This window comes from Pseudomonas mandelii, assembly GCF_024138395.1.
GTDB lineage: Bacteria > Pseudomonadota > Gammaproteobacteria > Pseudomonadales > Pseudomonadaceae > Aquipseudomonas > Aquipseudomonas mandelii_E.
In genome coordinates this window covers 249,763-262,645 of the sequence record NZ_JAMYDU010000003.1, presented here as the reverse complement: position 1 = coordinate 262,645, position 12,883 = coordinate 249,763, and the positions used below count along the sequence as shown (strand labels likewise).

Sequence of the window (12,883 nt, the reverse complement as noted above, 5' to 3'; positions counted from 1 at the left end):
TGGGAGCGGGCTTGCCCGCGATACGATTTTGAACATTGTGGAGACTAAGGGATGAAAACCCTCTGGCAACACTGCCACGTCGCGACCATGGCGCAAGGCGTCTACTCGATCATCGAGGACGCGGCCATCGTGACGTCAGGTGCGCACATTGAGTGGGTTGGTCCGCGCGGCGAACTGCCGTCGGGCGAATACCCGGCCGTCAATGACCTCAACGGGGCCTGGGTCACCCCGGGCCTGATCGACTGCCACACCCACACGGTGTTCGGCGGTAACCGCAGCGGTGAATTCGAGCAACGTCTACAAGGCGTCAGTTATGCGGAAATCGCCGCGGCCGGCGGCGGCATTGCCAGCACCGTGCGCGCCACTCGCTTGGCCTCCGAAGACGAGCTGTTCGCCAGCGCCGCCAAGCGCCTGAAGAGCCTGATGCGCGACGGCGTGACCACGGTCGAGATGAAGTCCGGCTACGGCCTGGACCTGGCCAGCGAACGCAAAATCCTGCGGGTCATCCGCCGTCTCGGCGCCGAGCTGCCGGTCAGCGTACGCAGCACTTGCCTGGCCGCCCACGCTCTGCCGCCGGAATACGCTGATCGCGCCGACGACTACATCGATCACATCTGCGCCGAGATGCTTCCAGCGCTGGCGGCCGAAGGGCTGGTGGATGCGGTGGACGCTTTTTGCGAATACCTGGCGTTTTCGCCGGAGCAGGTCGAACGGGTTTTCGTCGCCGCGCAGAACCTCGGCTTGCCGGTGAAGCTGCATGCCGAGCAATTGTCGTCGCTGCACGGTTCGAGTCTGGCGGCGCGTTACCACGCGTTGTCCGCCGATCATCTGGAATTCATGACCGAAGACGACGCCATCGCCATGGCCAAGTCCGGCACCGTCGCGGTGTTGCTGCCCGGCGCGTTCTACTTCCTGCGGGAAACCCAATTGCCGCCGATGGAAGCCCTGCGCAAACACGGCGTAAAAATCGCCATCGCCAGCGATCTCAATCCCGGTACTTCGCCGGCGCTGTCGTTGCGCTTGATGCTGAACATGGCCTGCACCTGCTTTCGCATGACCCCGGAAGAAGCCTTGGCTGGCGCTACGATTCACGCCGCCACCGCGCTGGGCATGGCCGAGACTCACGGTTCGCTGGAAGCCGGCAAAGTCGCAGACTTCGTCGCCTGGCAGATTGATCGACCGGCCGACTTGTCGTACTGGCTGGGCGGCGACCTGGAAAAACGCGTCGTGCGTCACGGCGTCGAAACGAGCGTTTAGGAGAGCAGTTGTGGATAAGGTTCTGAACTTCAAACAAGGCCGCGTGCCGCTGCTGATCAGCATGCCCCACGCCGGTCTGCGCCTGACCCCAGCGGTCGAGGCCGGGTTGATTCCCGACGCGAAAAGCCTGCCGGACACCGACTGGCACATCCCAAGGCTTTACGAATTCGCTGCCGAGCTGGGCGCCAGCACCCTGGCAGCCGAGTACTCGCGGTTTGTCATCGACCTGAATCGACCGTCCGACGACAAGCCTTTATATGTCGGCGCCACCACTGGCCTGTACCCGGCGACGTTGTTCGACGGTATCCCATTGTTCCGCGAAGGGCTGGAGCCATCGGCCGAAGAACGGGCGACTTATCTGGAGCACATCTGGACGCCGTATCACCGCACCTTGCAGGAAGAACTGGCGCGGCTGAAAGCCGAATTCGGCTACGCGTTGTTGTTCGATGCGCACTCGATCCGCTCGATAATTCCGCACCTGTTCGACGGCAAACTGCCGGACTTCAACCTTGGCACCTTCAACGGCGCCAGTTGCGATCCACAATTGGCCAGCCAACTGGAAGCCATCTGCGCACGGCATGGCGATTACAGCCATGTGCTGAACGGTCGCTTCAAGGGCGGGCACATCACCCGCCATTACGGCAACCCGGCCGAGAACATCCATGCCGTGCAACTGGAGTTGGGTCAGTGCACGTACATGGAAGAGTTCGAGCCCTTCCGCTATCGCCCGGACCTGGCGGCGCCGACGCAAGTGGTGCTCAGGGAATTGCTGCAAGGGCTGCTGGCGTGGGGGCAACAGCGTTACAACGCATAACCACTAACCTGTGGGAGCGAGCTTGCTCGCGAAGACGGCGGCACAGTCAACATTGATATTGCCTGACCCACCGCTTTCGCGAGCAAGCCCGCTCCCACAGGTCATCACCCGCCTCGATACCTGATTGAGACTGTCGCCACCGTGCAAATCCCGGTCGCTACAGTTCGCTTTTACCCTCTCGACGCTGCGTAATGTTCTGGGCACGGTGCACGAAGACACCGGCCCTCACAATAATCTGCCGCACGAGACTCTCCGATGAAAAGACTGTTCACCCGCTGTCTCTCAATCCTCTGCGGCACGGCTCTTCTGAGTACAAGCGTTCTGGCCAGTGACGACCCATCCTGCAAGACCGTACGCATGGGCGTGGTCAACTGGACCGACGTGATCGCCACCAGTGGCATGGCCGATGTGCTGCTCAACGGCCTTGGCTACGAAAGCAAGCAAACCAGCGCGGTGCAGCAAATCATCTTCGCCGGCATCCGCGACAAACGCCTCGATATCTTTCTCGGTTACTGGAAACCGGCGATGGACAAAAACATCGCCCCATTCTTGGCCGCCAATCAGGTGAAGGTCATGGACAAACCGAGCCTGGCCGATGCCCAGGCGACCCTTGCCGTGCCTGATTATGTTGCGGCGGCGGGCCTGAAAACCTTCGCCGACATTGCCAGATTCAAGGATCAGCTCGGCGGCAAGATCTACGGCATCGAACCGGGTAGTGGTGCCAATACCACGATCAAAACCATGATCGAAACCAATCACTTTGGCTTGAAGGACTTCAAGCTGATCGAGTCCGGTGAAGCCGGGATGCTCGCCGCCGTGCAGCGGGCGGTGAATCGCAAGGAGTTCGTGGTGTTCGTCGGCTGGACCCCGCATCCGATGAACATCAACATGAACATCGCCTACCTGACCGGCAGCGAAGACGTCTACGGGCCGAACGAAGGCGCGGCGACCGTTTCCGCCGTGACCGCACCGGACTATGCCGAACGCTGCCCGAACGTGAACCGCCTGCTGGAAAACCTGACCTTTACCGCCGCACAGGAAAGCCAGTTGATGGTACCGATCATGGAGCGCAAGACGCCGCAGGATGTCGCCAGGCAATGGCTGCGTGATCATCCCGAAGATCTTCAACGCTGGCTGACGGGTGTCAGCAGTTTTGACGGCAAGGAGGGTGTGGCAACCGTTCAGGCCAGTTTGAAAAACTGACTGGTCGAGCGGGAATCACTGTGGCGAAGGGGACGCAGAACCTGTGGGAGCGTGGCTTGCCCGCGAAGAACGATGACGCGTAATACCTGAAATACCGCGGCGCATTCTTCGCGGGCAAGCCACGCTCCCACAGGATTTCCGTCGTTCTTAAATTGCGGCAAGCCCCTTCGCCACAGACCCCCATTCCACTATTTGGCTGACTGCAGGCATGGCTTTTTATCCACTCTCCGAACACATGGCGGCTTTCGTCGAGAAAACCCTCAGCTTCAACAGCACCGACAGCAGCCTCACCGGTTTGCGTCAGGCCTACAGCGAGATGTGCCGGGCATTTACCCCGCCGCCTCCCACTATGTTTGAGGTGGTCGACTTCCAATTGGCTGGCGTAGCGGTGCGTTCCTGGCAACCGCCGATCACGCCATCGACCAACGGTTGGCCGTGCATTGTGTACCTGCACGGCGGCGGTTGGGTGGTGGGGGATCTGGATTCCCACGCCTTCATCTGCGCCGAACTGGCGTCGCTGCTCGGCGTGTTGGTAATTGCCGTCGATTATCGGCTGGCACCGGAGCATCCGTTTCCGGCGGCGTTCGATGACTGCCTGAGTGTCTGGCGTGCGTTGCGCACAGGACCGTTTCAGCTCGACCCTGCGCGGACACTGGTGGCGGGCGACAGCGCTGGCGGCAATCTCGCCGCTGCGTTGTGCCTCGCGTTACGCGATGCCGGTGAGCCAGTGCCATGCGCGCAAGTTCTGATCTATCCGGGACTGGGCGGCGATCACCGATTGCCGTCGCGCAGCGAATGCGCCGATGCGCCATTGCTCAGCAGCATCGATCTGGATTGCTATCACGCGTTGTACTTGGGCGGCATCCGCCGGCCGACGGCCTATGCGATGCCCTTGCTTGCCGACGATTTCAGCGGTCTGCCGCCGGCGTTGATCGCCGTGGCGCAGTTCGACCCGCTGCGCGATGACGGCGTGCTTTACGCCGAGCGACTCAACGCCGCAGGCGTGAGCGCAACGCTTTATTACGGGGAGGGACTGGTTCACGGCTGTTTGCGGGCGCGGGGGCAGGCCGCCGAGGTCGATCGACTCTATAAAACCCTGCTCGGCTATTTGGCTGAGAAGACGGGCTGACAAACGCTGACGCTGCAAGGGGCATGCTCATTGAAGTAATTCGGGTTTATGATGCCGGACGGCAGAATAATAGAAGTCCCCCCAGGGATGACCTCGACCCCTTACGGAGCGCGCAATGCAGACTTTGTACCCGCAGATCAAACCCCACGCCCGGCACGATCTGGCCGTCGATAAAACCCACACGCTGTACGTCGACGAAAGCGGTTCGCCGGAAGGTTTGCCGGTGGTGTTCATCCACGGCGGCCCCGGCGCCGGGTGTGATGCCCAGAGCCGCCGGTATTTTGATCCGAACCTGTATCGCATTGTCACCTTCGACCAGCGCGGTTGTGGTCGCTCCACGCCCCACGCCAGCCTGGAAAACAACACCACCTGGGATCTGGTCGCCGACCTCGAGCGGATTCGCAAACACCTGGGCATCGACAAATGGGTGCTGTTCGGCGGCTCCTGGGGTTCGACCCTGGCCCTGGCCTACGCGCAAACCCATCCGGAGCGCGTGCATGGTTTGATTCTGCGCGGGATTTTTCTTTGCCGTCCCCAGGAGATCGAGTGGTTCTACCAGTGTGGCGCCAGTCGTCTGTTTCCCGATTACTGGCAGGACTACATCGCGCCGATCCCACAGGACGAACGTCACGACTTGCTCTCGGCGTTCCATAAACGCCTGGTCGGCAACGATCAGATCGCCCAGATGCACGCGGCCAAGGCCTGGTCCATGTGGGAAGGTCGCACCGCCACTCTGCGGCCGAATCCGCTGGTGGTCGACCGTTTCTCCGAGCCTCAGCGTGCGTTGTCCATCGCCCGTATCGAGTGCCACTACTTCACCAACAATGCTTTCCTCGAGCCGAACCAACTGATTCGTGACATGGCCAAGATCGCCCACCTGCCGGGCATTATTGTCCATGGTCGCTACGACGTGATCTGTCCGTTGGACAACGCCTGGGAACTGCATCAGGCCTGGCCGAACAGCGAATTGCAGGTGATTCGCGACGCCGGCCATGCGGCGTCCGAAACAGGTATCACCGATGCCTTGGTACGCGCCGCTGATCTGATGGCCCGTCGTATGCTCGACTTGTCGCCTGACGAAGCATGAAGGGCCTGCTGCAACGCGTGCGTGGCGCGCGAGTCGAGGTTGCGGGGGAGGTGGTTGGCGCGATAGATCAGGGGTTGCTGGTTTTGGTTGCAGTCGAGCCCGACGATACTCGGGTCAGCGCCGACAAACTTCTGCATAAACTGCTTAACTATCGAGTATTCAGTGACGCCGAAGGCAAGATGAATCTGTCCTTGGCGGACGTAGGCGGCGGGTTGCTGTTGGTCTCGCAGTTCACCCTGGCCGCCGACACCAAAAACGGCTTGCGCCCCAGTTTTTCGACTGCGGCTCCTCCGGATTTGGGTGAGGAGCTGTTCGACTATCTAACAGGCAAAGCGAAACAGATGCATGGCACTGTGGCATCAGGTAGATTCGGCGCGGATATGCAGGTGCACCTGGTCAATGATGGCCCGGTAACCTTCCTGTTACAGACGTGAAAGCGCTTGAAACATCTTTTTAAGGGCATTTCGGCTGAAAACGGGGTCTTTTCCCGATAAATACTTGGTTTCCCCTGATGCGTTGTAACGCGGCCTACTAGATAATCGCGCGCTACGGGGATCAGCGTTCGTTGGTCCGTTTTGACTTAGGTAGAGACTTGTCCGGTACCTGTTGGGGAATCATTTTGCCCCATAGGAGTCGGAACAATGCTCGCCAACTTGGCAAGAGTGGTTCGCAGGGTCGGTTTTTTTCCACCGCACACCGTGCTGGCACTTTAACTGGCCGTTGGTTTTTTGATCTGTTTTCGGCGAGGGTTGCTCGTGATTGTTAGTCCCTGTAATGCACCAAAATTGTCTGCCAAACGGTTTCGAAGCGCTCTGGTAGCAGGTTCTGCACTGCTCTGCCTGTTCAGCGCGGGCCAACTTTGGGCATTCAATCTGGATGACGTATCGGTCAAGGCAAAAGAGCTGGCCGGGCAAAAGTACGAAGCCCCGCGCAGTAACCTGCCGAATGAATTTCGCGAGATGAAATTCGCGGACTATCAAAAAATTCGGTTCCTCACGGAAAAAGCCGAATGGGCGAACCAGAAAACCCCCTTCAAGCTTTCGTTCTATCACCAGGGTATGCACTTCGATACGCCGGTGAAAATCAACGAAATCACGGCCAACACCGTCGAAGAAATCAAATACGACCCAAGTCGTTTCGATTTCGGCGACGTGAAGTTCGATCCTAAAGCCACCGAACAGCTGGGTTATGCCGGTTTCCGTGTGCTGTACCCGATCAACAAGGCCGACAAGCAAGACGAAATCATGACCATGCTCGGCGCGAGCTACTTCCGCGTCATCGGCAAGGGGCAGACCTACGGCCTCTCCGCTCGCGGCATGGCCATTGATACCGCTTTGCCATCCGGCGAAGAGTTCCCGCGCTTCACCGAGTTCTGGATCCAGCAGCCGAAGCCGGGCGACAAGCACCTGGTGATCTTCGCCCTGCTGGATTCGCCGCGTGCCACCGGTGCCTATCGCCTGACCGTGCGTCCGGGCAGCGACACGGTCGTCGACGTCAAGGCCAGGATGTTCCTGCGTGACAAGGTCACCAAACTCGGCGTTGCGCCGCTGACCAGCATGTTCCTGTTCGGCGCTAACCAGCCGTCGAAAGTGCTGAACTACCGTCGCGAACTGCACGATTCCAGCGGCCTGTCGATCCACGCCGGCAACGGCGAATGGATCTGGCGCCCACTGAACAATCCGAAACACCTGTCCGTGAGCAACTTCTCGATCGAGAACCCGCGCGGTTTCGGCTTGCTGCAACGTGGTCGTGACTTCAGTCACTACGAAGACCTCGATGACCGCTACGACAAGCGCCCAAGTGCCTGGATCGAACCCAAAGGCGATTGGGGTAAAGGCTCCGTCGATCTGGTAGAGATTCCTACGGCCGACGAAACCAACGACAATATCGTCGCTTTCTGGAGCCCGGAAAAACTGCCTGAGCCTGGCCAGTCCCTGGACGTTGCCTACCGCATGCACTGGACCCTCGACGAAGCCTCCCTGCATTCGCCGGACAGCGCCTGGGTTCAACAGACCCTGCGTTCCACCGGTGACGTCAAGCAGTCGAACCTGATTCGTCAGCCGGACGGCAGCGTGGCCTATCTGGTGGATTTCGAAGGCCCGTCCCTGCAAGTCCTGCCGGAAGATGCCGAAGTGCGCAGCCAGGTGAGTGTTGGCGACAACGCAGAACTGGTCGAGAACAGCGTCCGTTACAACCCTGAAACCAAGGGCTGGCGCCTGACTTTGCGGATGAAGATCAAGGATCCGAGCAAGGCCACCGAAATGCGCGCTGCGCTGGTCAAGAACATCTCGCCTGCCGAGGCGCTCAAGACCGCGGCGCCAGCGTCCAGTTCTTCCGTTGCCAAGGCCGACAAGATCGCCGCCCGCCAGCAGGAGAAGAAGGACAAGCAGGCTGAAGCACACGCCCAAGCCCAGCAAGTCAAGGATACCAAGGACAAGGACAACAATGACGCCAAGCAGCCTGTCGCTGCCGAAGCGGCCCCAGCCACAACGGAATCGGTACCGACTGAACAAGTCCTGACCGAGACCTGGAGCTATCAGTTGCCCGCCGATGAGTAATTCACAAGTACAGCCACAAACGCTTGCCGAGTACCTGGCGCATTTGCCGATGAGCGACGAGCAGCGCGCGGAACTCGCGGGCTGCAAGTCTTTCAGTGAACTGCACGAACGTCTGTCGACCTCGACGTTCGACGCGCCGACCGAGGCTGCTCAAGCCTCGGTCGGCCGGCGCCTGACCCTGAACTCCGCCGAAGAACTGGCGGATGCGGAAATGCTGGTGCTCGACGCCAGTGGTCGGGTTTGCCTGAAGGCAACCCCGCCGATCCGTCGGACCAAAGTCGTGCCCGAGCCGTGGCGCACCAACATTCTGGTGCGTGGCTGGCGTCGGCTGACCGGTCGCACCAATCCGCCGGCCCCGCCGAAGGATGAAAACGTGCTGCCGGCGGCTCGCTGGCGCACTGTCGGTTCGATCCGACGCTACATTCTTCTGGTGCTGATGCTCGGTCAGACGATCGTCGCCGGCTGGTACATGAAAGGCATCATGCCGTACCAGGGCTGGTCGTTCGTCGATCTTGAAGAAGTCCTGCATCAACCGCTGACCCAAACCGCCACGCAAGTGCTGCCATATGCCTTGCAAACCAGCATTCTGATCATGTTCGGGATTCTGTTCTGCTGGGTCTCCGCGGGCTTCTGGACCGCGCTGATGGGCTTTCTCGAGTTGATCACCGGTCGTGACAAGTACCGCATTTCCGGCGCCAGCGCCGGCAACGAGCCGATCGCCAAGGACGCACGCACCGCACTGGTGATGCCAATCTGCAACGAAGACGTGCCGCGGGTGTTCGCCGGTTTGCGGGCGACCTTCGAATCGGTTGCGGCCTCGGGTAACCTGGATCGCTTCGACTTTTTCGTGCTCAGCGACAGTAACGACGCCGATATCTGCATCGCCGAGCAACAGGCTTGGCTGGACGTCTGCCGCGAAGCCAAGGGCTTCGGCAAGATCTTCTATCGCCGCCGTCGCCGCCGCGTAAAACGTAAAAGCGGCAACCTCGACGACTTCTGCCGTCGTTGGGGCGGTGACTACAAGTACATGGTCGTGCTCGACGCCGACAGCGTGATGAGCGGCGAATGCCTGAGCAGTCTGGTGCGCCTGATGGAAGCCACGCCGGACGCCGGGATCATCCAGACCGCGCCGCGTGCGTCGGGCATGGACACCCTTTATGCGCGTATGCAGCAGTTCGCAACCCGTGTGTACGGTCCGCTGTTCACCGCCGGTCTGCACTTCTGGCAGTTGGGTGAATCTCACTACTGGGGTCACAACGCGATTATCCGCATGAAGCCGTTCATCGAGCACTGCGCCCTGGCGCCATTGCCCGGTAAAGGCGCGTTTGCCGGTGCGATTCTGTCCCACGACTTCGTCGAAGCTGCGCTGATGCGCCGTGCCGGCTGGGGCGTATGGATTGCCTACGACTTGCCGGGCAGCTACGAAGAACTGCCACCGAACCTGCTGGACGAACTCAAGCGTGACCGTCGCTGGTGCCACGGCAACCTGATGAACTTCCGGCTGTTCCTGGTCAAGGGCATGCACCCTGTACACCGTGCGGTGTTCCTGACCGGCGTGATGTCGTACCTGTCTGCGCCGTTGTGGTTCTTGTTCCTGGTGTTGTCGACGGCCTTGCTGGCGGTCAACACGTTGATGGAACCGCAATACTTCCTGGAACCGCGTCAGCTCTATCCACTGTGGCCACAATGGCAGCCGGACAAGGCAATTGCGTTGTTCTCGACGACCATCGTGCTGCTGTTCCTGCCGAAGTTGCTGAGCATCATCCTGATCTGGAACAAGGGCGCGAAAGAGTTTGGTGGCAAGTTCAAGGTGACGCTGTCGATGCTGCTGGAGATGTTGTTCTCCATGCTGCTGGCGCCGGTACGGATGATTTTCCACACCCGTTTCGTACTTGCCGCGTTCCTCGGCTGGGCCGCGACCTGGAACTCGCCGCAACGTGACGACGACTCCACTCCGTGGAGTGAAGCGGTAAAACGCCACGGTCCACAAACCTTGCTGGGCTTTTTCTGGGCGCTGCTGGTGATCTGGCTGAACCCGAGCTTCCTCTGGTGGCTGGTGCCGATTGTCGGTTCGCTGATGCTGTCGATCCCGGTATCGGTGATCTCCAGTCGTGTCGGTCTGGGCCTCAAGTCCCGTGACGAAAGCCTGTTCCTGATTCCTGAGGAATATTCTCCGCCACAGGAGTTGCTGGCGACCGATCAGTACACCCACGAAAACCGTTGGCATGCACTGAACGACGGCTTCGTCCGGTCGGTGGTCGATCCTCAGCAGAACGCTTTGGCGTGTGCGCTGGCGACGTCCCGTCACCGTCAGGCCGAGCCGATCGAATGGCTGCGCATCGAGCGGGTTCGCCATGCGATGAAGGTCGGGCCTGCCGGGCTGACCAACAACGAGCGCGTGGCCCTGCTGAGTGATCCGGTGGCACTGGGTCGCTTGCATGAGCAGGTCTGGAACGAAGGCCACGCCGAGTGGCTACAAGCCTGGCGCACATCGGTGGATGCCGATCCCCATGCGCCGCTTTTGCCGCTCAAGCCTGTGAGCGTGCAGCCTCAGTTGGCCTAATGAAAAACCCCGCGAAAGCGGGGTTTTTTTTGGGCTGATGATCTGATTGAAGACAACGTTTGTGTTCGGCGCGGACCTTGTGGAAGCGGGCAAGCCCTAATGCCAGTCAGTTAAGGGCAAATCGGACCTGTAGGAGCCAGGCTTGCCGGCGAAGGCGTTCTTAAGGACACCTTCGCCGGCAAGCCTGGCTCCTACAGAAAAGCGGCTTACTCGCTTAACTGACTGGCATTAGGGCGAGCCCGCGAGGGCATCACCCCGGTTTCAAGCGAACCGGGATACCCGCATCAGTTCAAACCTTGAATCGCCCCACCAGCATTTGCAAATGCGTCCCCAACCGCGCCAGCTCGACGCTGGAGGCCGCGGTCTCTTCACTGGCGGCCGAGGTCTGCTCCGACACATCACGCACGTTCAGCACGCTGCGGTTGATCTCTTCAGCTACTGCACTCTGTTGCTCGGCAGCGGCGGCGATCTGCTGGTTCATCGACTGAATTGCCGACACGGTGCGAGTGATGCTTTCCAACGAGCTACCGGCGCGGCGAGTCAGTTCGACGCTGCTGTCGGTCAGGCTGCGGCTGTTGTCCATGATGGTCGCGACTTGCTGAGTGCCGGTCTGCAGGCCGACGATCAGCTCTTCGATTTCTTCGGTGGACTTCTGGGTGCGCTGGGCCAGGCTGCGGACTTCGTCAGCGACCACGGCAAAACCGCGCCCGGCTTCACCAGCGCGGGCAGCTTCGATGGCAGCGTTGAGCGCCAGCAGGTTGGTTTGCTGGGCCACGGACTTGATCACGTCGAGCACGCTGCCGATCTTGTCACTTTCGCGCTTCAGGTCGCCCATGGCGGCAGTGGAGTTGCCGACTTCGACGGCCAGGCGCTCGATCTGGGCGATGGCTTCGCCGACCACCCGATCGCCCTCGCGGGCCTGTTGGTCGGCGGCGACGGCGGCTTCGGACGCTTCCTCGGCGTTGCGCGCGACTTCCTGCACAGTGGCGGTCATTTCATGCATGGCGGTGGCCACCTGATCGGTTTCGACCTTTTGGCTGTTGACCCCGGCGCTGGTCTGTTCGGTGACGGCGGACAGCTCTTCAGCGGCGCTGGCGATTTGAGTCACGCCATCGCTAATGCCACCGATCAGTTCCCGCAGGCCCAGGGTCATGCTCTGCATGGCACGCTGTAGCTGACCCAGTTCGTCCTGGCGTTCGGACGTCAGGTTGTGAGTCAGGTCGCCCGCGGCGATACGTTCGGCCACCTTGAGGGTCTGGCTCAGGGGAATGACGATCTGGCGAGTGATGGCCCAGGCCGCGAATAAACCAAAGGCTGCCGCCAGGACGGTGGCCATCAGCAGCAGGTTTTTGGCCTGCGCTGCATCGGTGTCACGCACGACGGTTTGCGAGGCGGTGAGCTTTTTGCTGAGGTCGAGCAGAATGTCGCCTTGCGCGCTCATGCGCTTGAGGGCTGCGGCGCTGGCGACTTGGGAGTCGCGGAACTGGCTGACAGCCGCGCGATAGGCTTTGAGTGAGTCGCTCGCCTGTTGCAGGTTGGCGATGTGTTGTTCCGGCAGTTGAGACGGCAGGCTTTCGAGGTTTTTCAGCGCGTTGCCGATGGCGTCCAGCGCAGGCTGTTCTGCCTCGGGTTTGCCGCTGTAGGTGTAACCGCGGACCTGGAAACGCGCTTGCTGGATCAGCTTGCTCAGGTCGATCACGCTGTTGAACCGAGCGACGCTGTCGCCTTGCAATAACGTGTTTTCGACTTCAGCGACACGGGCCACGGCGTTATCGGCGGTGGCGCCCAGTTTGCTGCGAGCATCTTCGCGGGTGGCGGTGGCCTGAGTCATATCAGCGAAGGCGCGTTTGTACTCGCTGACCGCGGCCAATTGCTGGTCGATCATCGCCACGTCGGCAGGCTGTTCGATCAGTGTGCGAGCGGTTTTCAGGCCGGTATCGAGTTGGCCGATCAGCTCGTTGACGGCGCCCGGGCCTTGTTCGCCACGGCGCATGTCGTAATCCAGACGGGCGAGGCGCAGGTCTTTGGTCAGCTCATTGAGGCTGGAAATAAACCCAAGCGTATCGCCACGGCTTATCACACCGCTCAAGCCGGTCCAGCCGGTGAAGGTGATCAACAAGGTCAGAAGCAGCACCAGACCGAAGCCGACACCCAGTTTGCGATTGACGCTTACGTTTCCCAGTTTCTCGGCTAGCCAACGGTACATGCTGCAACTCCCCTCGCAACCATCAATTGGTTTTATGGGAACTGTATCGGCAGGCAGATGGCATTC

The 12,883-nt window shown here is 60.5% G+C and carries 9 protein-coding genes and 2 pseudogenes; 8 read left to right on the top strand and 3 right to left on the bottom strand.

Translation table 11 applies throughout. The features are described 5' to 3' along the window. The first annotated feature begins 51 nt into the window (after nucleotides 1–51). Nucleotides 52–1,257, top strand: coding sequence for an imidazolonepropionase (gene hutI, locus NHU87_RS07425; protein ID WP_253547035.1), 1,206 nt, complete (start codon nucleotides 52–54; stop codon nucleotides 1,255–1,257). Between the two features lie 10 nt (nucleotides 1,258–1,267). Further along, nucleotides 1,268–2,071 carry an N-formylglutamate deformylase gene (gene hutG, locus NHU87_RS07420; protein ID WP_253547032.1) on the top strand — a complete coding sequence of 268 codons (804 nt, stop codon included), beginning with the start codon at nucleotides 1,268–1,270 and terminating at the stop codon, nucleotides 2,069–2,071. Here hutG and NHU87_RS07415 read toward each other — a convergent pair. Continuing rightward, nucleotides 2,062–2,169: pseudogene (locus NHU87_RS07415) on the bottom strand (metal ABC transporter ATP-binding protein); the annotation flags it as partial. The gene hutG and the pseudogene NHU87_RS07415 overlap by 10 nt on opposite strands. Nucleotides 2,170–2,326: 157 nt before the next feature. Between NHU87_RS07415 and NHU87_RS07410 the strand changes: the two are divergent. The 6 genes from NHU87_RS07410 (at nucleotide 2,327) to mdoH (ending at nucleotide 10,611) form a co-directional block, all read left to right on the top strand. Then, nucleotides 2,327–3,274, top strand: coding sequence for a choline ABC transporter substrate-binding protein (locus tag NHU87_RS07410; protein ID WP_253547029.1), 948 nt, complete (start codon nucleotides 2,327–2,329; stop codon nucleotides 3,272–3,274). 208 nt (nucleotides 3,275–3,482) lie between these two features. After that, nucleotides 3,483–4,403: an alpha/beta hydrolase gene (locus tag NHU87_RS07405; RefSeq protein ID WP_253547026.1), complete on the top strand. Its 921-nt coding sequence runs from the start codon at nucleotides 3,483–3,485 to the stop codon at nucleotides 4,401–4,403. Between the two features lie 115 nt (nucleotides 4,404–4,518). Beyond that, nucleotides 4,519–5,490, top strand: a complete 972-nt coding sequence (gene pip / locus NHU87_RS07400; protein WP_253547024.1) for a prolyl aminopeptidase — start codon at nucleotides 4,519–4,521, stop codon at nucleotides 5,488–5,490. Continuing rightward, a complete protein-coding gene (dtd, locus tag NHU87_RS07395; protein ID WP_253547022.1) occupies nucleotides 5,487–5,924 on the top strand; it encodes a D-aminoacyl-tRNA deacylase in 438 nt (145 codons plus the stop codon). The genes pip and dtd overlap by 4 nt, the downstream gene beginning before the upstream one ends. Before the next feature lie 321 nt (nucleotides 5,925–6,245). Next, nucleotides 6,246–8,048, top strand: coding sequence for a glucan biosynthesis protein G (locus NHU87_RS07390; protein WP_253547019.1), 1,803 nt, complete (start codon nucleotides 6,246–6,248; stop codon nucleotides 8,046–8,048). Next, nucleotides 8,041–10,611, top strand: coding sequence for a glucans biosynthesis glucosyltransferase MdoH (gene mdoH / locus NHU87_RS07385; protein ID WP_253547016.1), 2,571 nt, complete (start codon nucleotides 8,041–8,043; stop codon nucleotides 10,609–10,611). Before NHU87_RS07390 ends, mdoH begins: the two co-directional genes overlap by 8 nt. 289 nt (nucleotides 10,612–10,900) lie before the next feature. On the opposite strand, the gene NHU87_RS28580 is transcribed toward mdoH, so the two are convergent. Together NHU87_RS28580 and NHU87_RS28575 are read right to left on the bottom strand one after the other, a co-directional pair. Further along, a complete protein-coding gene (locus tag NHU87_RS28580) occupies nucleotides 10,901–11,614 on the bottom strand; it encodes a methyl-accepting chemotaxis protein (protein WP_437180825.1) in 714 nt (237 codons plus the stop codon). A gap of 144 nt (nucleotides 11,615–11,758) precedes the next feature. After that, nucleotides 11,759–12,817 (bottom strand): annotated as a pseudogene (locus NHU87_RS28575) (methyl-accepting chemotaxis protein); the annotation flags it as partial. Nucleotides 12,818–12,883 lie beyond the last annotated feature (66 nt).

Bases quoted from the DNA above. Each gene is read 5' to 3' on its own strand.
- NHU87_RS07405 (WP_253547026.1), top strand. From the start codon at position 3,483: ATGGCTTTTTATCCACTCTCCGAACACATGGCGGCTTTCGTCGAGAAA.
- NHU87_RS28580 (WP_437180825.1), bottom strand. From the start codon at position 11,614: ATGCATGAAATGACCGCCACTGTGCAGGAAGTCGCGCGCAACGCCGAG.
- hutI (WP_253547035.1), top strand. From the start codon at position 52: ATGAAAACCCTCTGGCAACACTGCCACGTCGCGACCATGGCGCAAGGC.
- NHU87_RS07410 (WP_253547029.1), top strand. From the start codon at position 2,327: ATGAAAAGACTGTTCACCCGCTGTCTCTCAATCCTCTGCGGCACGGCT.
- pip (WP_253547024.1), top strand. From the start codon at position 4,519: ATGCAGACTTTGTACCCGCAGATCAAACCCCACGCCCGGCACGATCTG.
- mdoH (WP_253547016.1), top strand. From the start codon at position 8,041: ATGAGTAATTCACAAGTACAGCCACAAACGCTTGCCGAGTACCTGGCG.
- dtd (WP_253547022.1), top strand. From the start codon at position 5,487: ATGAAGGGCCTGCTGCAACGCGTGCGTGGCGCGCGAGTCGAGGTTGCG.